The organism is Stenotrophomonas sp. 1L-E-5-B-C3 (assembly GCF_057292075.1).
Genome location: NZ_JBXAWS010000005.1, coordinates 1 through 18,965, shown reverse-complemented (window position 1 = coordinate 18,965; position 18,965 = coordinate 1). Strand labels below are relative to the sequence as shown.

16 protein-coding genes and 2 pseudogenes are annotated in these 18,965 nt (G+C 66.9%); 5 read left to right on the top strand and 13 right to left on the bottom strand.

Annotation, left to right across the window (positions count from 1 at the left end; genetic code table 11):
- Window positions 1-52: 52 nt before the first annotated feature.
- The gene (locus AC0Z6F_RS07985; protein ID WP_012511214.1) at window positions 53-946 is read right to left on the bottom strand and encodes a LysR family transcriptional regulator; all 894 of its coding nucleotides are present in this window, start codon (window positions 944-946) and stop codon (window positions 53-55) included.
- Window positions 947-1,052: 106 nt separating this feature from the next.
- On the opposite strand from AC0Z6F_RS07985, the gene AC0Z6F_RS07980 reads away from it, so the two are divergent.
- Window positions 1,053-1,796, top strand: coding sequence for an SDR family oxidoreductase (locus AC0Z6F_RS07980; protein WP_012511215.1), 744 nt, complete (start codon window positions 1,053-1,055; stop codon window positions 1,794-1,796).
- Between the two features lie 144 nt (window positions 1,797-1,940).
- On the opposite strand, the gene AC0Z6F_RS07975 is transcribed toward AC0Z6F_RS07980, so the two are convergent.
- Genes AC0Z6F_RS07975 through AC0Z6F_RS07965 form a run of 3 tightly spaced genes read right to left on the bottom strand, consistent with a single transcriptional unit; the run spans window position 1,941 to window position 7,431 of the window.
- On the bottom strand, window positions 1,941-5,018 hold the full coding sequence (locus AC0Z6F_RS07975; protein WP_012511216.1) for an efflux RND transporter permease subunit: 3,078 nt from the start codon (window positions 5,016-5,018) through the stop codon (window positions 1,941-1,943).
- The gene (locus tag AC0Z6F_RS07970) at window positions 5,015-6,187 is read right to left on the bottom strand and encodes an efflux RND transporter periplasmic adaptor subunit (RefSeq protein ID WP_012511217.1); all 1,173 of its coding nucleotides are present in this window, start codon (window positions 6,185-6,187) and stop codon (window positions 5,015-5,017) included. Before AC0Z6F_RS07970 ends, AC0Z6F_RS07975 begins: the two co-directional genes overlap by 4 nt.
- The gene (locus tag AC0Z6F_RS07965; RefSeq protein ID WP_485617005.1) at window positions 6,184-7,431 is read right to left on the bottom strand and encodes a TolC family protein; all 1,248 of its coding nucleotides are present in this window, start codon (window positions 7,429-7,431) and stop codon (window positions 6,184-6,186) included. Before AC0Z6F_RS07965 ends, AC0Z6F_RS07970 begins: the two co-directional genes overlap by 4 nt.
- A gap of 62 nt (window positions 7,432-7,493) precedes the next feature.
- Between AC0Z6F_RS07965 and AC0Z6F_RS07960 the strand changes: the two genes are divergently transcribed.
- Both AC0Z6F_RS07960 and AC0Z6F_RS07955 read left to right on the top strand, forming a co-directional pair.
- Window positions 7,494-8,168: a response regulator gene (locus AC0Z6F_RS07960; protein ID WP_012511219.1), complete on the top strand. Its 675-nt coding sequence runs from the start codon at window positions 7,494-7,496 to the stop codon at window positions 8,166-8,168.
- Complete coding sequence (locus AC0Z6F_RS07955; RefSeq protein WP_012511220.1) at window positions 8,161-9,534, top strand: sensor histidine kinase; 1,374 nt, start codon at window positions 8,161-8,163, stop codon at window positions 9,532-9,534. The genes AC0Z6F_RS07960 and AC0Z6F_RS07955 overlap by 8 nt, the downstream gene beginning before the upstream one ends.
- A gap of 131 nt (window positions 9,535-9,665) precedes the next feature.
- Here the strand turns inward: AC0Z6F_RS07955 and AC0Z6F_RS07950 are convergent, their stop codons facing one another.
- The 3 genes from AC0Z6F_RS07950 to AC0Z6F_RS07940 all read right to left on the bottom strand — a co-directional run bounded on the left by AC0Z6F_RS07950 (window position 9,666) and on the right by AC0Z6F_RS07940 (window position 12,862).
- The gene (locus AC0Z6F_RS07950; RefSeq protein ID WP_012511221.1) at window positions 9,666-12,020 is read right to left on the bottom strand and encodes a GH92 family glycosyl hydrolase; all 2,355 of its coding nucleotides are present in this window, start codon (window positions 12,018-12,020) and stop codon (window positions 9,666-9,668) included.
- 96 nt (window positions 12,021-12,116) lie between these two features.
- Entirely contained in the window at window positions 12,117-12,440 is a 324-nt protein-coding gene (locus AC0Z6F_RS07945) for a thioredoxin family protein (RefSeq protein ID WP_006370285.1), read from the bottom strand.
- Window positions 12,441-12,445: 5 nt separating this feature from the next.
- Window positions 12,446-12,862 carry a host attachment family protein gene (locus tag AC0Z6F_RS07940; RefSeq protein ID WP_012511222.1) on the bottom strand — a complete coding sequence of 139 codons (417 nt, stop codon included), beginning with the start codon at window positions 12,860-12,862 and terminating at the stop codon, window positions 12,446-12,448.
- A 474-nt stretch (window positions 12,863-13,336) separates the two neighbouring features.
- On the opposite strand from AC0Z6F_RS07940, the gene AC0Z6F_RS07935 reads away from it, so the two are divergent.
- A complete protein-coding gene (locus tag AC0Z6F_RS07935; protein WP_485617003.1) occupies window positions 13,337-13,465 on the top strand; it encodes a hypothetical protein in 129 nt (42 codons plus the stop codon).
- 260 nt (window positions 13,466-13,725) lie between these two features.
- Entirely contained in the window at window positions 13,726-15,213 is a 1,488-nt protein-coding gene (proP, locus tag AC0Z6F_RS07930; protein ID WP_012511224.1) for a glycine betaine/L-proline transporter ProP, read from the top strand.
- A gap of 19 nt (window positions 15,214-15,232) precedes the next feature.
- On the opposite strand, the gene AC0Z6F_RS07925 is transcribed toward proP, so the two are convergent.
- From AC0Z6F_RS07925 to AC0Z6F_RS07900, 6 genes and pseudogenes are all read right to left on the bottom strand, one after another.
- A complete protein-coding gene (locus AC0Z6F_RS07925) occupies window positions 15,233-15,874 on the bottom strand; it encodes a hypothetical protein (RefSeq protein ID WP_012511225.1) in 642 nt (213 codons plus the stop codon).
- Between the two features lie 109 nt (window positions 15,875-15,983).
- Window positions 15,984-16,610 (bottom strand): ATPase, encoded by a 627-nt coding sequence (locus tag AC0Z6F_RS07920; RefSeq protein ID WP_012511226.1) that lies wholly within the window; start codon window positions 16,608-16,610, stop codon window positions 15,984-15,986.
- Window positions 16,611-16,613: 3 nt separating this feature from the next.
- Window positions 16,614-16,955 carry a type II toxin-antitoxin system prevent-host-death family antitoxin gene (locus tag AC0Z6F_RS07915; RefSeq protein WP_012511227.1) on the bottom strand — a complete coding sequence of 114 codons (342 nt, stop codon included), beginning with the start codon at window positions 16,953-16,955 and terminating at the stop codon, window positions 16,614-16,616.
- 70 nt (window positions 16,956-17,025) lie between these two features.
- A complete protein-coding gene (locus tag AC0Z6F_RS07910; RefSeq protein WP_012511228.1) occupies window positions 17,026-18,612 on the bottom strand; it encodes a sensor histidine kinase in 1,587 nt (528 codons plus the stop codon).
- 9 nt (window positions 18,613-18,621) lie between these two features.
- Window positions 18,622-18,873: pseudogene (locus AC0Z6F_RS07905) on the bottom strand (response regulator); the annotation flags it as partial.
- Window positions 18,867-18,965, bottom strand: a pseudogene (locus AC0Z6F_RS07900) (IS481 family transposase); the annotation flags it as partial. The pseudogenes AC0Z6F_RS07900 and AC0Z6F_RS07905, both read right to left, overlap by 7 nt.

Genomic DNA, 18,965 nt, shown 5'->3' with positions numbered 1-18,965 from the left:
CCGGCAGCCCATGCACACCCGGCGTATTGCAGTTGCCGGCCAGCGGCCGGCACTACCCCATTTGGTCGAACACCGCGGCCACCCAATCGATGAACACCCGCAGCCGCGGCGACGGCGTGCGGTTGCGCGGGTAGACCAGGCTCAACGGGCTCGGCGTCGGCGGTGCGTCCGGCAACAGCTCGACCAGCTGCCCGCGCGCAATGTAAGGGTTCATCCGGTAGCGCGGCGCCTGGATGATGCCCAGCCCTGCCAGCGCGGCACCGAGGAAGGCATCGGCGCCGGAAACCCTCACCCGCGCGGGCAGCGGGACATAGCGGATCTGGCCAGTCTGCTGGAACTCCAGTGGTATCAGCTGGCCGGTGGCACTTGAGCGGTAACCGACCATCTGGTGGCCGTCCTGCAGGGCATCGATGCTGCCCGGCACGCCTCTGGCCTGCACGTAGCTTGGCGAGGCCACCGTGACCTCGCGCAGCATCGTCAACCGGCGCGCCGCCAGATCGCTGTCGGCCAGCGTCCCCACCCGCATCGCCGCATCCACGCCTTCGCGCAGAAGATCGACATAGCGATCGCCCTCGTTGACCTCCAGTTCGATCTCAGGGTAGCGCTGCAGAAAGTCCGGAAGGTGCGGAAACAGCAGGTGCCGGCCCAGCGTGCCATGCACTTCAATCCGCAGCGGGCCGCGTGGTGGCACGTCACGGAACGCGGCTTCAGCGTCGTCCATGTCGGCGATCAGGCGCAGGCAACGGCCATAGAAGGCCTCGCCTTCCAGGGTCGGCACCACCAGCCGCGTGGTCCGGTGCAGCAGGCGCACGCCCAGCCGATTCTCCAGCGCCTTGATCGCATCGGTCACCGTGGCCCGCGGCAGGCCGAGGTCCTCGGAGGCACGGGTGAAGCTGCGGCGCTCGACGATACGGACGAAGGCGCGCATGGCCGTGAAACGGTCCATTGTTCGGCTACCCGGATGATGTTGGCGGATTATGCATGATTATCCGGACTGATGAGATGGCGAAGATGGCACTGCGCCAGTCCGGCGCGCCCTGCTGGAACCGACCATGCCCACCTCCTCCACCCGCCGTGTCGCCCTGGTCACCGGTGGTTCCCGTGGCATCGGCGCTGCCATTTCGCGCCGCCTCGCCGCCAACGGCCATGCCGTGGCGATCAACTACGCCGGCCGCCGCGATGATGCCGAGGCACTGGCCGCCGAACTCACGGCCACTGGTGCGCAGGCCATCGCGCTGCAGGCCGATGTGGCCGACCCGCAGGCGGTGCGCCAACTGTTCGACGCCATCGAAGCCCGCTTCGGCGGCATCGACGTAGTGGTGAACAGTGCTGGCGTACTGCAGCTGGCGACGCTGGCCGACAGTGACGACGCACTGTTCGAACGGGTCATCGGCATCAACCTGAAGGGCGCCTTCAACGTGCTGCGCGAGAGCGCGCGCCGGGTGCGTGACGGCGGCCGCCTGATCAGCCTGTCCACCAGCGTGGTCGGCATCAAGCTGGAGAACTACAGCGTGTATGCCGCCAGCAAGGCGGCGGTGGAGACGCTGGGCGCGATCCTCAGCAAGGAGCTGCGCGGGCGCAACATCACCGTGAACGCCGTGGCGCCCGGCCCGACTGCCACCGACCTGTTCCTGGATGGCAAGGCACCGGAGCTGATCGAGCGGCTGGCAAAGATGAATCCCCTGGAGCGACTGGGCACGCCGGAGGACATCGCCGGAGCGGTGGCCTTCCTGGCCGGTGCCGATGGCGGGTGGATCAACGGCCAGGTGCTGCGCGCCAATGGCGGGATGGTGTAACTGCGCGGACGGCATCCACGCATGGCGTGGATCTACTGATCGCATCTACGCGTGGCGCGGAGACTCGGTAGAGCCGAGCCCATGCTCGGCTGCTCTTCACGCAAAGGCCAGAAGCAGCCGAGCATGGCTCGGCTCTACACGTCGTCAGCCGGCGCGGGCCTCGCGACGCCGGTGCACCCAGTAGTACAGCGTGGGCAGTACCAGCAGGGTCAGCAGCATCGCTGACAGCAGGCCGCCGATCACCACCACCGCCAGCGGCTTCTGGGTCTCGGCACCGATCGCATGCGAGGTCGCCATCGGCAGCAGGCCGAACATCGCCAGCAGCGCGGTCATCAGCACCGTGCGCAGGCGCTGCAGCGAGCCCTGCACCACCGACTGCAGCAGGTCCATGCCCTGCTCGCGCAGCTGGGCGAAGCGACTGAGCATCACTACCCCGTTCAGCACCGCTTGTCCGAACAACGCAATGAATCCGATCGCCGCCGACACCGACAGTGGAATGCCGGTCAACCACAGGGCCAGGATGCCGCCGATCATCGCCAGTGGCACGTTGGCCAGGATCAGTGCGGCGCTGCTGATGTCCTTGAAGGCATCGAACAGCAGCACGAAGATGAGCAGCACCGACAGCGGGATGACCCAGCCCAGCCGTTTCATCGCGCGCTGCTGGTTCTCGAACTCGCCGGACCATTCCAGCCGGTAGCCTTCCGGCAGCTGCACGCTGGCATCCACGCGCTTGCGCATGTCTGCCACCACGCTGCCCATGTCACGGCCGGCGATGAAGATGCTGACCGCCTTCACCCGCTGCGCGTTCTCGCGCGAGATGTTGATCGCGCCGCTGGCCATGCGGAAGTCGGCCACGTCGGACAGCGTCACCGTGTGGCCATCGCCGATACCCACTGGCACCGTACGCAGCCGTTGCAGGTCGCGGTCGGCATCGTCCAGGCGCAGCGTGATCGGGAACTTGCGATCGCCCTCCCACAGCTCGCCGACCTGGCGCCCGCCCAGCGCGGTCTCGATCACCTCGTCGATGTCGCGCACATTCAGGCCATAGTGGGCTGCACGGTCGCGGTCGATCTCGATCTGCAGCTGCGGCAACGAACCATCGCGGTCGATGAAGGCGCTCTCCACGCCCTCCACCCCGCGCACCTGGCCCAGGATGGCCTGTGCGTGCTGGTTGAGCACATCCAGATCAGAGCCGCTGACCTTGATCACCACCTGGCCCTTGATCTGCGAGATGCTCTCCAGGATGTTGTCGCGCACCGGTTGCGAGATCGAGAACTCCGGCCCCGGAATGCGTTGCTCCAGGGTGCGCTGCAGGTCGCTGACCAGCTGCCGCTTGTCCACACCCTTCGGCCATTCCTTCTCCGGCTTCAACGCCACCAGTGCCTCGATCTGGTTGGCGCCCTTGGCATCGGAGCCGTCTTCCGGGCGCCCCAGCTTGGCCACCACCGTCGACACCTGCGGGAAGGTGCCGACCAGCTCGCGGATGCGCCGCGACTGCTGCTGCGCTTCGGCCAGGCTGGTGCTGGGATCGAGTGTGGCGGTCAGCCAGATCGACCCTTCGTCCAGCTCGGGCAGGAACTCCGAGCCCAGGCGGGTACCCAGTGCCAACGTACCCACCAGCAACGCAACTGCGGTCAGCACCACCGCACGTGGCCGGGCCAGTGCGCGCTCCAGGATCGGCCGGTACCAGTCGGTCAGGCGGTCCATCAGCGGGTTGCCGTCGCGCATGCGGTCGCGCCGCAGCCACCAGTAGCAGAACAGCGGCACCACGGTCAGCGCCAGGATCAACGCACCGATCAGCGCAGAGGTCACCGAGTACGCCATCGGCGCGAACATGCGGCCTTCCTGGCGCTGCAGGGTGAAGATCGGGATGTGCGCGGCGATGATGATCAGCATCGAGAAGAACGTCGGTCGGCCCACTTCCGATGCGGCCGAAAGAATGGTCGAGAACCGCGTCTTCCGATCGGCCGTAGGTGGCAGCTTCGACAATCGCGAGACGATGTGCTCGGTGACGATCACCGCGCCATCGATGATGATGCCGAAGTCCATCGCACCCAAGGACAGCAGGTTGGCCGGCACGCCCCACAGGTGCAGGCCGAGGAAGGTCGACAGCAGCGCCAGCGGCATCATCGCCGCCACGATCAGCGCGGCGCGGGCGTTGTACAGGAACAGCCACAGCACCAGGAACACCAGCACCGCACCTTCCAGCAGGTTGCGGAAGACCGTCTTCAGCGTGGTCGTGACCAGCCACGAGCGGTCATAGAACGGCTCGATGCTGACCCCGGCCGGCAGCTGGTTCGCCTCGATCTCGGCGATGCGCGCATGCAGAGCGTCGAGCACGTCGGACGGATTCTCGCCCTTGCGCATCAGCACCATGCCGAACACCGCATCGTCATTGTCGTCCTGGCCGACCAGGCCCTGCCGTGGCAGGCCGGTATCGGCGATGCCGGCGAGGTCGCGCACCAGGATCGGCGTGCCCCCACGCTGCGCCACCACCACGTTGCCGATGTCGGCCGGCGAACGCATCAGGCCCACGCCGCGGATCAGGAACTGCTGCTGCCCGCGCTCCACGTAGCCGCCGCCGGCGTTGGAGCTGCCCTTTTCCAGTGCCTCGGCGAACTCGCCGAGGCTGATGCCGCGGTCACGCAGCTTGTCCAGGTCCGGCTTGACCTGGAAGGTGCGCGCGAAGCCACCGAAGCTGATCACATCGGCCACGCCCGGCACGGTGCGCAAGCTGCGCTCCATCGTCCATTCCTGGACGGTGCGCAGCTGGGTCGGCGTCATGTGCGGGCCCTTGAGCACGTAGCGGTAGATCTCGCCCACCGCAGAGCTCATCGCCTCCAGCTCCGGGGTCACCCCTTCTGGCAGCTCCACACCCTGCAAGCGCTCCAGCACCTGCTGGCGCGCGAAATAGTCGTCGGCCTTGTCGTCGAAGGTCAGGATGATCATCGACAGGCCGAACTGGGTATGCGAGAACACCCGCACCGAATGCGGGATGCCGGACAGCGCCACTTCCAGCGGCATTGTCACTTCGCGCTCCACCTCTTCGGCGGCGCGGCCCGGGTGCAGCGACACCACCGTTACCTGGGTGTCCGACACATCCGGGAAGGCTTCCACCGGCAGTACGCGGAACGCGGCAATGCCAGCGCCGATGAACAGCAGCAGTGCCAGCATCACCATCAATGGCTGGCGCAGGCAGTAGGCAATCAGGCGATCGATCATGGCGCAGCGTGCCCGCTACCGGTGCTGACGGCTGCCGGAGCGCTGTCGACCAGCTGCTGCAGCAGCAGGCCGCCTTCGACCACCACCCGGCTGCCGGCGGCGAGGCCCTCACGTACCCACAGCCGGCCGTCACCCAGCTCCTCCGCGTGCACGGCGCGACGCACGAAGCAGCCCTTGCCCTCTTCCACGAACACCACCTGCGTGCCGTCGATCAGCAGCACCGCGGCATCGGGCAATGAGACACCGCCCTCGGCCGGCAACGCCACCTGGGCACGCACGTACTGCCCGGCCTTGAAGGCGCGCGCGCGATTGTCCAGCTCGGCGCGTGCCTGCACCACACGGCGTTCGCTGTCGACGAAGTCATCCACGTGCTGCAGGGTCGCCTGCAGTGGCTGTCCATCGGCGCCGGGCACGCTCACCTGCATGCCCGCCTTCAAGCGTCCGGCGAGGCTCTCAGGAACATCCAGCAACAGCCACAGGCGGTCCGGATCGCCGATCACTGCCAACGGCTGTTCACTGTCCGGGCTGACCGACATGCCCGGGCTCATCCGCCGCTCCACCAGCACGCCATCGATGGGCGCGCGCAGCGGCAGGCGCTGATCGACGCGCTGGCCGTTGCCATAGGCCTTGGCGAAGGCAGTCGTGCGCGCATGATCGGCCTGGCTGCCAGCGAAGTTGGCCTCGGCCTCGTCCAGTTCACGACCCGACGCCACTCCCGCCGCATGCAGTTCGCGGGTACGGTCCAGTTCCTTGCGTGCCTGCTGCAGCTCGGCGCGGCCACGCGCACCTTCAGCCTGGGCCTGGCCGAACTCGGGCGAGGTGATCCAGGCGATCACCTGGCCAGCCTTCACCTTCTGCCCCGGCTGTGCCTCGATGCGCGCCACCTGCCCCGGCAGCGGCGTGTGGAGTGCGCTGGAGCGCGTCTCATCCCAGACCACCCGGCCCGGCAACTGCAGGCTGGCGCTGGCGCCGGCACTCACCGCCTCGCTGCGCAGCACGTCCAGCTGGCGGCTGTCGGCGGGAAACTGGATCTGGCCGGCGCTGACCTGAGGCGCATCCTCAAGATAGGATGCTGGCTCTCGACCGCAGCCGCCCAGCAGGGCCAGCGCCAGCAAGGCCGGCAGCACGGCGTGTCGCGCCTGCGGGCGATAAGTGACGGTGGACTTCATCGGGACTCTCCTTCAGCAACGGCTGTGGCCGCTTCCCAGCGCGCCAGGGCAATGGCATGGTCGGCACGCGCTTCAATCAGCGCGGCCTCGAACTCGCGCCAGCTGCGGCGCGCGTCCAGCAGGTCGGTCAGGCTTGCAGCACCACGCCGGTAGGCCAGCTCGATGCCCTGCACCGCCTTGCGTGCGGCGTCGGACTGCAGTCCTTCGTAGTCGCTGCGACGCTGCGCGGCGGACTGAGCGCTGGCCTGCAGCTGGTCCAGTTCGGCGCGTGCTTCGCGCTGCAGCACCTGCATTTCCAGTGCGGCGCTGTCGCGGTCGGCCTCGGCACGCTGGATCGCGCCGCGCGCCCGCGACGGCCCACCCAGCGGAATGGTCAACGACACGCCCCAGGTGACACCGCTGATGTCGGTCGGCTCTCGTTCGGCCTCCATGCCCAACTGGATATCGCGGTGGCGCTCGCTGCGTGCCAGTGCGACGCCTGCATCAGCAGCCGCCAGGCGCGAGCGCGCGGCACGCAGATCGGCGCGCTGCTGCGGGTCGAATGCACGCGAGTCGGCCCTGCCAGCAGGGTCTGGCCAGGGATCATCTGCGCTGAGGTCACGGCTGTCGTCGCGGCCCAGCAGCAGGCCCAGCGCATGCCGCGCGTCACGCAGATCCAATGCTGCCTCGCGCGCCGCGTCTGCCACAGCCAGGTCGTCCACCGCCAGCCGCGCGCGATCCACCGGCGCCATCGCCCCTGTCGCAACCTGTTTGTCCGCCGCCGCCATCTGCTCGGCCGAACTCCGGCGGTTGGCGTCGGCAATCAGCGTCCGCTCCTGCGCGCCCTTCAGGCCGAAATAGGCTTCGTGCAACGCCACCTGTTGTCGGCGCCGGGTATCGAGCATCTCAAGCCCCGCCACTTCCAGCAGCGCGTCCGCCTGGCGGATGCGCAATGCACGCTTGCCGCCACGTTCCAAGGTCCAGCCCAGGCCCACGGTGCTGTCCACCCGCTTGTCCTGCCAGCGCCCCGGGCCGATGCCATGCTTGGGGCTGATCTTGCTGGTACCGAGCGACAGCTCGGTGGCCGGGCGCAATGCCGCCGTCTGCGCATCGCCCTGCACACCGCGCAGCTCCAGTGCCGCCGCGCGCAGGTCCGGGTTGTGTGCTTCCATTGCACGCTGCGCTTCTGCAAGGGACAGCGCCGAAGCCGCAGGCGCGCACAATAGAGCGGCCAGCACCGCCGCAAGACGAGGGGAGAAATTCATGCACGTCACGGTAAGGTGACGGACTTGCGCCAAACTTGCCCCAACCTTGCACGAAGCTTGCAATGCGAATCCTGCTGATCGAAGACGATGCCGCCCTGGCCGATGGACTGATCCGCGCCCTGCAGGGTGCCGGCCATCTGTGCGACCACCTCTCGCGCGGACTGCACGCGCCTGCGGCGCTGGCCAGTGCTCCGTATGACGTGATGGTGCTCGACCTTTCATTGCCGGACGTGGATGGCCTCGACCTGCTGTCGCGCCTGCGCAACGATGGCGCCACCTTGCCGGTACTGATCCTGACCGCACGCGATGGCGTGGAGGACCGCATCCTCGGCCTCGACCGCGGCGGCGATGACTATCTGGCAAAACCATTCGCGCTGGGCGAGCTGGAAGCGCGCCTGCGTGCGTTGTCGCGCCGCCGCAGTGACGCACCGGCGCAGAAGCGATTGGGCCGGCTGTGCTTCGACAGCATCCGCAACGAAGTGCAGGTGGACGGCCAGCGTATCGAGCTGACCGCGCGCGAGCTGTCGCTGGTCGAAGCGTTGATGCAGCACCCCGGCCGCACCGTGACCAAGCAGCGCCTGTTCGATGCGCTTTACAGCTGGGACCACGAGGCCAACCTGTCGGTGATCGAGGTGCACGTCAGCCGCCTGCGCCGCAAGCTGGAGCAGGCCCACGCCGGCGTCGGCATCCGCATGCTGCGTGGCCTCGGCTACCGGCTGGAGGTCGTGGGTGACTGAGCGCGTGCACAGCCTGCGTGGCCTGCTGCTGCGGCGCCTGTGGCTGCCGCTGCTGGTGCTGCTGCTGTGCAGTGCGGTGGGTTCATTCGCGTTGGCGCGCTTCTATGCCGGCCAGGTCTACGACCGCTGGCTGCTGGATTCGGCGATGTCGTTGTCCGAACTGGTGACGGTGCAGGACGGCCGCGCATCCATCGAAATCACCCCGTCGGTATCGCGCATGTTCACCTGGGACACCGCCGACGAAGTGCATGGCGAGGTGGTCGATGCGGATGGCGGGCGCCTGTATGGCGACCTGCCCGAGGCACTACCTCGCCCCATGGCCGCCGCTGGGAATGACGACGCGGTGTACTACGACGCGCGGCTACGCGGGCAGGCCGTGCGCATGGTTGAAGTTGTGGTCAGCGCCGGGCCGGGCCATGACATCCGGCTGCGCGTGGCCGAGACGCTGCGCAAGCGCCACCGGTTGGAACGCAAGCTGCTGCTGACCAGCGTGCCGTTCCAGGCCGCGATCCTGGCACTGGCGGCGTGGCTGGCCTGGTCCGGCACCGGCGCCGCCGCACGCCACGCCAACCTGGTCGCGAGGAAGCTGGCCAGCCCGCGGCCGGATCCGTTGGCACCGCTGGATCCAGCGCAGGAAGCCCCGCGTGAACTGTGGCCGGCGGTGGAGGCGTACAACGCGCTGCTGCAGCGCCTGGACGCGATGCAGGATGCGCAGCGGCGCTTCGTCAGCAACGCTGCACATCAGCTGCGCACACCGTTGGCGGCCATGCAGGTGGAGCTGGAGAGTTCATTGCGCCAGCATGATCCGCAGGCCCAGCAGCTGGCGTTGTCCGGCACGCTGGCCGGGTTGGCCCGCTTGCAGCATCTGGTCAACCAGCTGCTGATGCTCAGCCGATCCGAAGATCCGCATGGCAGTGCACTGCCGCTGCAGCCAGTGGACCTGGCCGCGTTGGCGCGCGCCGTAGTGGAGCGCTACGCCGACCGAGCGCTCGCGGCAGGCGTGGACCTGGGTTATGACGGGCCCGACGACGGCATGCAGGTACAGGGCGATCCGCAGCTGCTGCGCGAGGCACTGGGCAACCTTCTGGACAACGCGCTGCGCTACGGTGCCTCGCGTGGCGTTATCACCCTCGGCGTTGGGCAGGAGGCCGAAGGCGTGCTGGTGTGGGTGGACGATAACGGCGCCGGCATCGCCGAAGCCGAGCGCGCACGCGTCACGGAACGCTTCTACCGGGCCAGCACGGAAGGCGACGGCTGCGGGCTGGGGCTGGCGATCGTGGCCGAGATCGCGCAGCGGCATGATGCGGCGCTGGTGATCGATACCGCCCCGATCGGTGGCGCTCGGGTGGGATTGTGGTTTCGCTGACCTTTGTCGAATTGCCCTTGTAGAGCCGAGCCCATGCTCGGCTGCTCCTGGCACGATGCCTGAGCCGAGCATGGGCTCGGCTCTACAGTTCCACGCATCGGAATCACGCCGGGCATGGCCCGGCGCTACCGTTACAGCGTGCTCATCGAGTACGGCGCCTGCGCGCCCTGCCCCGGCCAGTCCCTGTTCGGCTCGGCCTGCATGCTGAAGCGCAGTTCGCCACCTGCCAGGATCTCGTCGTGGCGCAGGAAGGTGCGCTGCAATGGCTTGCCGTTGAGGCTCACATTGCCCACATAGGTGTGCTTGTCATCCAGCCCATCGGCCACGATGGTGAACGTCTTGCCGTTCGGCAGGCGCATTGCGGTCTTCGGCAGGAACGGGCGACCCAGGATGTACTCGCCCGAGCCCGGGGCCACCGGATAGAAGCCCAAGGCGGTGAACACGTACCAGGCCGACATCTGGCCGACGTCATCATTGCCGGCCAGGCCATCGGGGCGGTCGGCGTACTGGGTGTCCATGATCTGCTTCAGGCGCGCCTGGGTGCGCCACGGCTGGCCGGCGTACGAGTACAGGTAGGCCACATGGTGGCTGGGTTCGTTGCCATGTGCATACCAGCCGATCAGCCCGGTGATGTCTTCCATGTGCTCGAAGATGGACGGATCGACCTTGGCGTTGAACACCTCGTCCAGGCGCGCGAGCAGCTTGTCACTGCCACCGTGCGCTGCCGCCAGACCGGCCACATCCTGCGGCACGTACCAGGAGTACTGCCAGGCATTGCCCTCGGTGTAGTCGGTGCCGTATCCACTGGCGCTGGGGTCGAATGGCGTGCGGAAGCTGCCATCGCGCTTGCGTGCGCGCATGAAGCCGGTGTCTTTGTCGAAGGCGTTGCGCCAGTTGCCGGCGCGCTTGTCGAAGGTGGCCGCAACATCGGTCTTGCCCATCGCCTGTGCCATGCGAGCAATGGTCCAGTCATCGAAGGCATATTCCAGCGTCTTGCTGGCCGCCTCACCTTCCTCGTCGATCGGCACGTAGCCCAGCTCGCGATACTGCGCGATGCCATCGTACGGGCCGTAGTTGGCGGTCTCGACCATTGCCTTCAGCGCCTTGTCGGCGTCGAAGCCGCGGATACCTTTCACGTAGGCGTCGGCGATCACCGGCACGGCGTGGTAGCCGATCATGCACCAGTCTTCCAGGCCATGGAATGACCACACCGGCAGCATGCCGTAGGGGCTGTGCTCATGGTGGGCCAGCATGGAATTGACGAAGTCGCTGTTGCGCTTCTCCGGCTGCACCAGGGTCAGCAACGGATGCAGCGCGCGATAGGTATCCCACAGCGAGAACGTGGAGTAGTTGGTATAACCCTTGGCCTGGTGCACGGCGTTGTCCGAGCCGCGGTACTGGCCATCGGCATCCATGAACAGCGTCGGCCCCAGCAGGGTGTGGTACAGCGCGGTATAGGCACTGCGCCGGGCGTGCTCGGGGGCGTCGATATCCAGCACCGACAGCGCCTGCGTCCATTCCTGCTTGGCCTGCGCGCGAACGCGGTCGAAATCGAAGCCGGCCACTTCCGCGTCGAGGTTGGCAATGGCACCGGCTTCGCTGACCGGCGAGATCGCGACCTTGACCACCAGCGGTGCGTCCAGCTTGCCGAAGGCGAAGGTGCCGACCAACTGGCGCCCTTCGATCTGCGCACGCTGCGCCGGATCCTTCTCGCCCGGCGGCGGGAAGCCCTTGTAGACAATGTCCTGCTCGGTGTTGTGCAGCTCATGCCCGGAAAGCGGCCGCGAGAAACGCATCGCGAAATACAGCTGGCGGCCCGGCGCCCAGCCACGGGTTTCGCGGAAGCCGGTCACCGTGCCGTCGGCGCGCACCCGTACCCGCGACCACAGCACCTTGCCCGGGTAGTCGTACATGCTGGTGCGCATGTCCAGCAGCACCTTGGCGTCGGTGCCCTTGGGGAACGTATAGCGGTGCACGCCCACGCGCGCACTGGTGGTCAGTTCGGCGCGCACCTTGTAGTCATCCAGGGTGACCGCGTAGTAGCCCGGCTCGGCCTTCTCGTCAGCGTGCCGGAAGCGCGATGCATAGCCGCTGCGCGGCTTTTCCGGATCACCGCGCTCCAGGCCGGGAGTGCCGGTGAACGGCATCAGCAGGATGTCGCCGAGGTCCGAATGACCGGTGCCGGAAAAATGCGTATGCGAGAAGCCGACGATGCTGCTGTCGTCGTAACGGTAGCCGGCCGCCCAGCCATAGGCCTTCTCGCGCGGCTGGATGCGTGTGTCCGGGCTGAGCTGGACCATGCCGAACGGCACCGTGGCACCGGGGTAGGTGTGGCCTTCACCTCCAGTACCAATGAACGGGTCGACCGAGGCGTAGGCCTTGTCGGCGGCGGTTTTGGCGGGAGCGGCCGACGCCAGGCCGGAGGCGAGCATCGCCGTGGCGGCGACGGCGATCAGGAGACGACGGTCCAGCGTGGGCATCGGCATTTGGATCGATTCAGGTGGTTGCCGGATGCTAGCACCGGGCCTGCCACACCGCATGCTGCAGTGCGACTGCCCGGTGCCCCGCGCCCGGTTCAATCGTCAACCGGGAAGTGCGCTCTGCAACGACATGAGATCCGCGCTGTTCAGCGGCCTTACCACCCGCGCGATCTCTTCGCCATTGCGCAGCAGCACCACCGTCGGCCACAGCTTCACCTTGAACGCGCGGCCCAATGGCTTGCCCTTGCCATCTTCGATCTTCCGGTGCGGAAGATCGTTCGCCTCGACGAAAGCTCGCAACGCCGGCTGTGCGGCCTGGCAATGACCGCACCAGGCCGTCCCGAATTCCAGCAGCTGCCAGCCCGCCTGCGCCTCCACCTCCGCAGAGGTGGGCTCGGTCAGCAGGTGATCACGCATGAACGACATGAGCGCTATGCCGCCAGTGCCTTCTGGATGTCTTCCAGCGGCGCATTGGTCAGATCCTTGGCGATATCGCCCAGCAATCGCGCCTGGACCTCCTTGTGCAGCAGCGGGCGGATGCGGCCCAGCGTGGTCGGGTCGGCGATCAACACCAGGTGCGCATAGCGGTTCTTCAACGCATCTTCGTTGAGCTGTTCGGCCACCTGCTTGGCAAACGTCGCTTCATTGAGCTGCGAGATCGACATGTCCTTGGGCACAGCACGGGCCGGGCCCTGCCCTGACACGCCCTGCTCGCTGATGTCCTGCAGGCGCAGCTCGCCTTCCTGCTTCAACGCAACCTGGTGCGCGCTACCCACGTTGGTGAACACCCGTGCCGAACCACCATCGGCCACCACGATCAATGTTCCTTCGGGAATCGTACGCGCCATTGCACCCTCCATCAGTCAGAAAAAATTGCTGTGTGCTCCACCCTATGCACATCGATGTCACCGGCGCGCGTACAGGACGTGATCCGGTCATCGCAATCTGCAATCCTCCCTAAATTTGTCCAGCGGCCTGCCGCTTGACCTCCATCATCGCGAGGAACCACTGTGCACGCTGGCTCACTGTTCCACGTCAACTTCGCCACCAGCCTGGCCATCCTGGCTGCGCAGGGTGCATCCATCAGTTCCTGCAGGGCCAACCGCTGTTCTCACTCGCCATCATGTTCTCCGTGTTGACCGTGGTCGGTGCCGCACTGGTTACGCGACGGCTGGCGTTGCCGGGTGCGGTGGCGGTGGTCTGCACCGTGCTTGGATTGATGGCAAAGTCGGCCTGAGTCATCTGAACAGGCGACGTGGAACACAGCGTGCAGATCAGCCCGCTTCGCTGCACGCTCACGTCGATGCCGTTATCATGAACGGATGATCGACACGACCCACTACGTGACGGGCGCACCTGTTACGTGGAAAGCACTGCCGACCGGCGCTTCGCTTGCCACGATTGCTCCCACCCTGAATTTCCATCGCCTCGCGCTGGATCCCGGCGGCTGACGCCCGCAGGCCCCCTGCCTGCATCCCCCACGCTGCTGTGACACCCGGCCGCTGACTGCGCTGCCGATGTGATCCCGTTGCTGCGTTTCCGCCCCTGCGGCGGTGCTTTGCCGTGCGCGTGGCGTTGTGCCTGCACACATTCCCCGGCCCCCACGCCGCGCTCCGATGCCCCTGCGCCACTTGCGCCTGCATCGCCGTTTCCGATTTCCGGGACACATCACATCGCCCATCCCCTATTCCATACCTACAAGGGAGCCCCCATGCAGGACACGCCTGATTCCCATGCCCATTTTGGCTGGTTCAAACGCCGCCGCCACCTCAAGGTCGATGAGATCACCGTCGTCGACAAGCCCATGCTCAAGCGTGCCGTCGGTGCCGCCGCACTCGGCAACGCGATGGAATGGTTCGACTTCGGTGTCTACGGCTATCTGGCCGTCACCATCGGCCAGGTGTTCTTCCCGTCCAGCAACCCCACCGCACAGGTAATCGCCGCGTTCGCCACCTTCACCGTGGCGTTCCTGGTGCGCCCGCTGGGCGGCCTGGTGTTCGGCCCGCTCGGCGACCGCTACGGGCGCCAGAAAGTGCTGGCGTTCACCATGATCCTGATGGCGCTGGGCACGTTCTCGATCGGCCTGATTCCCTCCTATGAGCGCATCGGCATCTGGGCGCCGGTGCTGTTGCTGCTGGCGCGCGTGGTGCAGGGCTTTTCCACCGGTGGCGAATATGGCGGCGCGGCCACCTTCATCGCCGAGTATTCCACCGACCGCAACCGCGGGTTGATGGGCAGCTGGCTGGAGTTCGGCACGCTGGGCGGCTACATCGCCGGCGCCGGTACGGTCACCGCACTGCACATGCTGTTGAGCAACGCACAGATGCTGGACTGGGGCTGGCGCATTCCGTTCCTGGTGGCTGGCCCGCTGGGCCTGCTCGGCCTGTACATGCGCATGAAACTGGAAGAGACCCCGGCGTTCCGCGCCTTTGCCGAGGAAGCCGAGAAGCGCGAGCACGAGCGTCCGGGGCTGGGTGCACTGTTCCAGGTGCACGGCCGCCAGCTGCTGGTGTGCATGGGCCTGGTACTGGTGTTCAACGTCACCGACTACATGCTGCTGACCTACATGCCCAGCTACCTCAGCGTGACCATGGGCTACGCAGAGAGCAAGGGCCTGCTGCTGATCATCATCGTGATGCTGGTGATGATGCCGCTGAACATCGTCGGTGGATTGTTCAGTGACAAACTCGGCCGCCGGCCGATGATCATCGGCGCCTGCATCGCGCTGCTGGTGCTGGCCATTCCGTGCCTGCTGCTGGTCGGCAGCGGCAACGACTGGATGATCTTCCTCGGCCTGATGCTGCTGGGCCTGGCCTTGGTGTGCTTCACCAGCTCGATGCCGTCCACCCTGCCAGCGCTGTTCTACACACCGGTGCGCTACAGCGCGCTGTCGATCGCCTTCAACGTCTCGGTGTCGCTGTTCGGTGGCACCACGCCGCTGGTGACCGCGTGGCTGGTGGAACGAACCGGCGACCCGCTGGTGCCGGCCTACTACCTGATGGGCGCAGCGGTGATCGGCCTGATCACGATGCTGTTCGTGAAGGAAACCGCCGGCCTGCCGCTGCGCGGTTCACCGCCGGCGGTAGGCAGTGACAAGGAAGCCGCTGCGCTGCTGAAGAGCGATCTGCCAGTGACAGTGGACCCGAGCCTGCCGCCGTTGCCGGAAGCAAGTGAAGGTGAGGCGCCCAAGCCGGCCTGATACCACGCCGGCACCGATGTCACACCCCGTCCGGGGGCGCCTCGGCGTCCCCGCCCTCGCGGGCCAGCTGTCCGGGCGTCCAGCGCAGGGTCCACTCATAGGGCCCCTCTGGCGGGCAGACGTGGCGAAAATCGCGGGGAATTTCGCAGACCGTTGCGCCCGCGGTAACAGTGAAGGCAACGATGATCCGGTTGCCCTCGATTCGGATCGCCTGCACCGCACCAGGAATCTGGATGCCGGCATCATCGCCATAGCCTGACTCCCGGATGGCCGCGAAATCCTCGGCCTCCATCCGCGACAGACTCTTCGGATTTGCCTGGCCGCGCGGATCGTTCGCCGTCAGCTCCGTCATCACCGCCACCACATTGCTTTGCGCGAAGCTGCCACCGGTGTAGGTAGATGTGTAGAAGTACACAACCTCCGAACGGCCATCACCATCGAGATCGGCAACAGCCGTCCACGCCGGGCGGAAGTCCGATTCGATATCGCCGCCTGGAATAAGTCGCAGACTGGCTTCGGCGGCGTGCAAGGCCTGCACCAGGCTGGGCGGCGATGGTCGCTTGGCGGCGGGCGACGCGGCCATCGCCGGCGTGCAGGACAGCGCCAGCGCTGCAAGCGTCAGGCGGATCGGGGTCGAGCGGAGCGTTGCAGGTCCGTGCATGTCATCCTCCTTGAGTGTGCGGTCAGTCTAACCGCAGCTCCGGTGGCGCCCAGTCATGCACGGCGTGGTTTCGCGCGATTTGTGGAGGGCATCCACGCCTGGCGTGGATCTACTGCGGGGTGTCCAACTCCATCGCACGCATCACGATCGGCTTGGCCCAGTCAGGCGTATGCAGCAGTTCGGCCACCGAGACCGGGTATTGCAGCTGGCCGCGCTCCATCGCCAGCACTGGCAGCGGCTCGACACAGCCCTCGGCATCGGCCGGTGCGCTGTTGTCGTAGACATGCAGCTCGGCCAGGTGTGGCAGCAGCTCCAGCAGGTTCTCGCGTGCCGAATCAAAGCGGGCGTGGATCTTCTCCACTGGAATGTCGTGGCCACCAGCCGCCACCCGCGCCGCAACGCGGGCGATATGCAGCTCGACCGTGGCCAGGCCGCAGAACCATACCGCCACATGATGCTGCTCGCAGGCCTCGCGCAGCAGGCGTGGAATGGTGTTGCCACCCAACGTGGTCTCGAAGGCGAAATCCGTGCCATCGGCCATGGCCTGGCGGAGGCGGCGGGTGCCTTCCTGCCAGGCCTCGGCATTGGCTTCGGGCAGCGGCCAGCCGGCCTCGACCAGGCGGCGGGTGAACGAATCGGGATTGAACCAGCCCAGCCCTTCGGCTTCCAGCCAGGTACCCAGCAGCGAACTTTTGCCGGCGCCATTGACGCCGGCCAGCACCAGGATCCGCCCCATCGGTCAGAGCGGACGGCCGAGGGTGACCTTGCGGCCGCGACGGATCGGCTGACCCAGCACCTTGCCCAGCCCTTCCCCGCGCTGCAGGCCGGCCAGGGTCTGGTCGAACTCGCTGCGCAGGCGCAGCAGCTCCTCGCTGCGCTCACCCGCATCACCGCCGGCGGCCTTGGCCAGCAGCTCCTGATACGTGCGGATATCCACGATCACCGCTTCCGGATGATTATGGTTGGTGATGACCAGCGCCTGCTTCTCGCGCACGGTGCGCATCAGGCTCGGCCAGCCCCGGGTCTTCACCGACGAGGCCGGGGCCTTCTCAAGGCCTGGCAGATCCAGCGGGAGGGTCATGGCACGGCTCCAGACAGAAGTGGACTATGGCCATTATACCCAATTTGGCGAAATTGGGGATTAATGGCATTCACCTGCCGGTTCCAGCCTGAGGGGCGTCGGTCTGCAACAGGCTGTCGCGCTCGCGCAGCGGGAAGCGGATCCAGGCATCCAGGCCCTGCGCGCCAAAGCGCAGCTCGCCACTGCCGGCCAGTTCATAGGGAACGCGCTGCTCGATCAGGGACCGGCCAAGGCCCCGCTGCCGGGGCAGCTCCCAGTCCTCCACCTCGGCATGGCGCTCGCACCAGTGCAGACCCAGCCACGGCTGCCCTTCCTGCACCTGCAGGTGCCAGGACACGTCGATATGCCCATCCTCATGGGTCAGCGCACCATGCCGCAGCGCATTGGTGGCCAACTCATGGATGGCCAGCGACAACACTTCGGCGGCCTTCGGTGGCAGCAGCACGTCCTCGCCTTGCAGGCGGTAGACCGCAGCAGGCGGGGATTGCGCCGCGATCTCCTCATCCAGCATGCCGCGCAGGCACACCCCCGCGTTGGCGCCACGGGTCAGCAGGCTCTGCGTGCGCGCCAGTGACATCAGCCGCCCGCACAGGCGTTCGGCATACTCATCCACGCTGCCGACCGACTCGCGGGTACGCCAGGCGATGGCATGGATGGTCGACATGATGTTGCGCACCCGGTGCTGCAGTTCGGCCAACAGCACCGATTGGCGCTCGGTCGCACGCTTGAGATCATCGATGTCCACGGCGATGGCGAACACGCCGCTGACCTCACCGTCGGCATCGCGCAGGGGCGCGGCAGCGACCCGGGTCCAGCGCGCGCGGCCATCATCATGCAGGTACTGGAACTCCAGCCCCGGCACCACAGTCTCGCCGCGCATCGCACGGGCGATGGCGAAGTCGTCCGGTGCGATGGTGGTGCCATCGGGATGGCAGCCGTGCCAGCGATGCTGGTTGTCCGCGTCCCTGGAAGGCACCTTGCCGGTGGGCAGATAGGCGCGCATCTGATCATTGGAGAGCAGCATGCGACCCTGCAGATCGACGATGCACAGGCCCACCGGCAGCATCCTGAAGGCCAGTTCCAGGCGCCGGTCACTCTCGCGCCGCCGCAGCTCCTCGCGCTCACGCGCGGCCAGCGCCATGTGTGCCGCGGTGGTCTCGAACATGGTCACCAACACCCCGTTGATCCGCCCCTCTTCGCCACGGATGGGGCTGTAGGTGATGGTGAACCAGACGTCTTCCAGGCGCCCATGGCGGGCCAGCGGGTAAAGCTTGTCTTCGAAGGTGAGCGTCTCGCCCTGCCATACACGGGTGTAGAGCGGACCGTTGATGTGCCAGACCTCGGGCCAGCATTCACGGGTCGGCTGTCCAAGCCCGCCAGGATGCTTGTCGGCCAGGATCTCGGCGTAACCATCGTTGTAGAGCTGCACCAGCTGCTCGCCCCACAACACGATCATCGGGAAGCCGTGGGCCAGCATCAGATCGACGGTGGCGCGCAGGTGCGGCGGCCATTGCTCGATCGCGCCCAACGGGCTGCGTGACCAGTCATGGCGGGCGATACGCGCGGCCATGCCATCGTGGCGCGCGTGCGGGCGCGGCGTGGGTGGCATTCCGCCACGCAGCTCGGCGGCGTGAATGCCTTCAGGACGGCGCGACATGCCGCTCAATCAGGCGATGCCCGCAGGGACCTGCGGCGTCGCCACCAGCCCGGCCAGCTGCTGGACCAGGGCTTCGATGTGATAGGGCTTGGTACAGCGCGGCGCGCTGGCGAAGCGGCTGGGCAGGTTGTCGTCGTAGCCGGAGGTCAGCAGGAACGGGGTACCGGCCTCGGCCAGGCGGTCGGCCAGCGGATAGACCTGCTCGCCGCCCAGGTTGATGTCCAGCAACGCTACATCGATGGTATGGGTATCGACTAGCTGTGTAAACCCACTACGTTGTTCAGCCGTACTCTTGAGATAGGTGGCTGGCCGCCGATCGCCATATGGGGACGGTGCCAGTTGTAGTGGTGCAG

What these genes read in the sequence shown, in the direction of transcription:
- AC0Z6F_RS07920 (WP_012511226.1), bottom strand. Translation starts at nt 16,610, where the DNA reads ATGGGGCGGATCCTGGTGCTGGCCGGCGTCAATGGCGCCGGCAAAAGT.
- AC0Z6F_RS07950 (WP_012511221.1), bottom strand. Translation starts at nt 12,020, where the DNA reads ATGCCGATGCCCACGCTGGACCGTCGTCTCCTGATCGCCGTCGCCGCC.
- AC0Z6F_RS07975 (WP_012511216.1), bottom strand. Translation starts at nt 5,018, where the DNA reads ATGATCGATCGCCTGATTGCCTACTGCCTGCGCCAGCCATTGATGGTG.
- AC0Z6F_RS07915 (WP_012511227.1), bottom strand. Translation starts at nt 16,955, where the DNA reads ATGACCCTCCCGCTGGATCTGCCAGGCCTTGAGAAGGCCCCGGCCTCG.
- AC0Z6F_RS07965 (WP_485617005.1), bottom strand. Translation starts at nt 7,431, where the DNA reads ATGAATTTCTCCCCTCGTCTTGCGGCGGTGCTGGCCGCTCTATTGTGC.
- AC0Z6F_RS07985 (WP_012511214.1), bottom strand. Translation starts at nt 946, where the DNA reads ATGGACCGTTTCACGGCCATGCGCGCCTTCGTCCGTATCGTCGAGCGC.
- AC0Z6F_RS07945 (WP_006370285.1), bottom strand. Translation starts at nt 12,440, where the DNA reads ATGTCGTTCATGCGTGATCACCTGCTGACCGAGCCCACCTCTGCGGAG.
- AC0Z6F_RS07925 (WP_012511225.1), bottom strand. Translation starts at nt 15,874, where the DNA reads ATGCACGGACCTGCAACGCTCCGCTCGACCCCGATCCGCCTGACGCTT.
- AC0Z6F_RS07910 (WP_012511228.1), bottom strand. Translation starts at nt 18,612, where the DNA reads ATGTCGCGCCGTCCTGAAGGCATTCACGCCGCCGAGCTGCGTGGCGGA.
- AC0Z6F_RS07980 (WP_012511215.1), top strand. Translation starts at nt 1,053, where the DNA reads ATGCCCACCTCCTCCACCCGCCGTGTCGCCCTGGTCACCGGTGGTTCC.
- proP (WP_012511224.1), top strand. Translation starts at nt 13,726, where the DNA reads ATGCAGGACACGCCTGATTCCCATGCCCATTTTGGCTGGTTCAAACGC.
- AC0Z6F_RS07940 (WP_012511222.1), bottom strand. Translation starts at nt 12,862, where the DNA reads ATGGCGCGTACGATTCCCGAAGGAACATTGATCGTGGTGGCCGATGGT.
- AC0Z6F_RS07960 (WP_012511219.1), top strand. Translation starts at nt 7,494, where the DNA reads ATGCGAATCCTGCTGATCGAAGACGATGCCGCCCTGGCCGATGGACTG.
- AC0Z6F_RS07935 (WP_485617003.1), top strand. Translation starts at nt 13,337, where the DNA reads ATGATCGACACGACCCACTACGTGACGGGCGCACCTGTTACGTGGAAA.
- AC0Z6F_RS07970 (WP_012511217.1), bottom strand. Translation starts at nt 6,187, where the DNA reads ATGAAGTCCACCGTCACTTATCGCCCGCAGGCGCGACACGCCGTGCTG.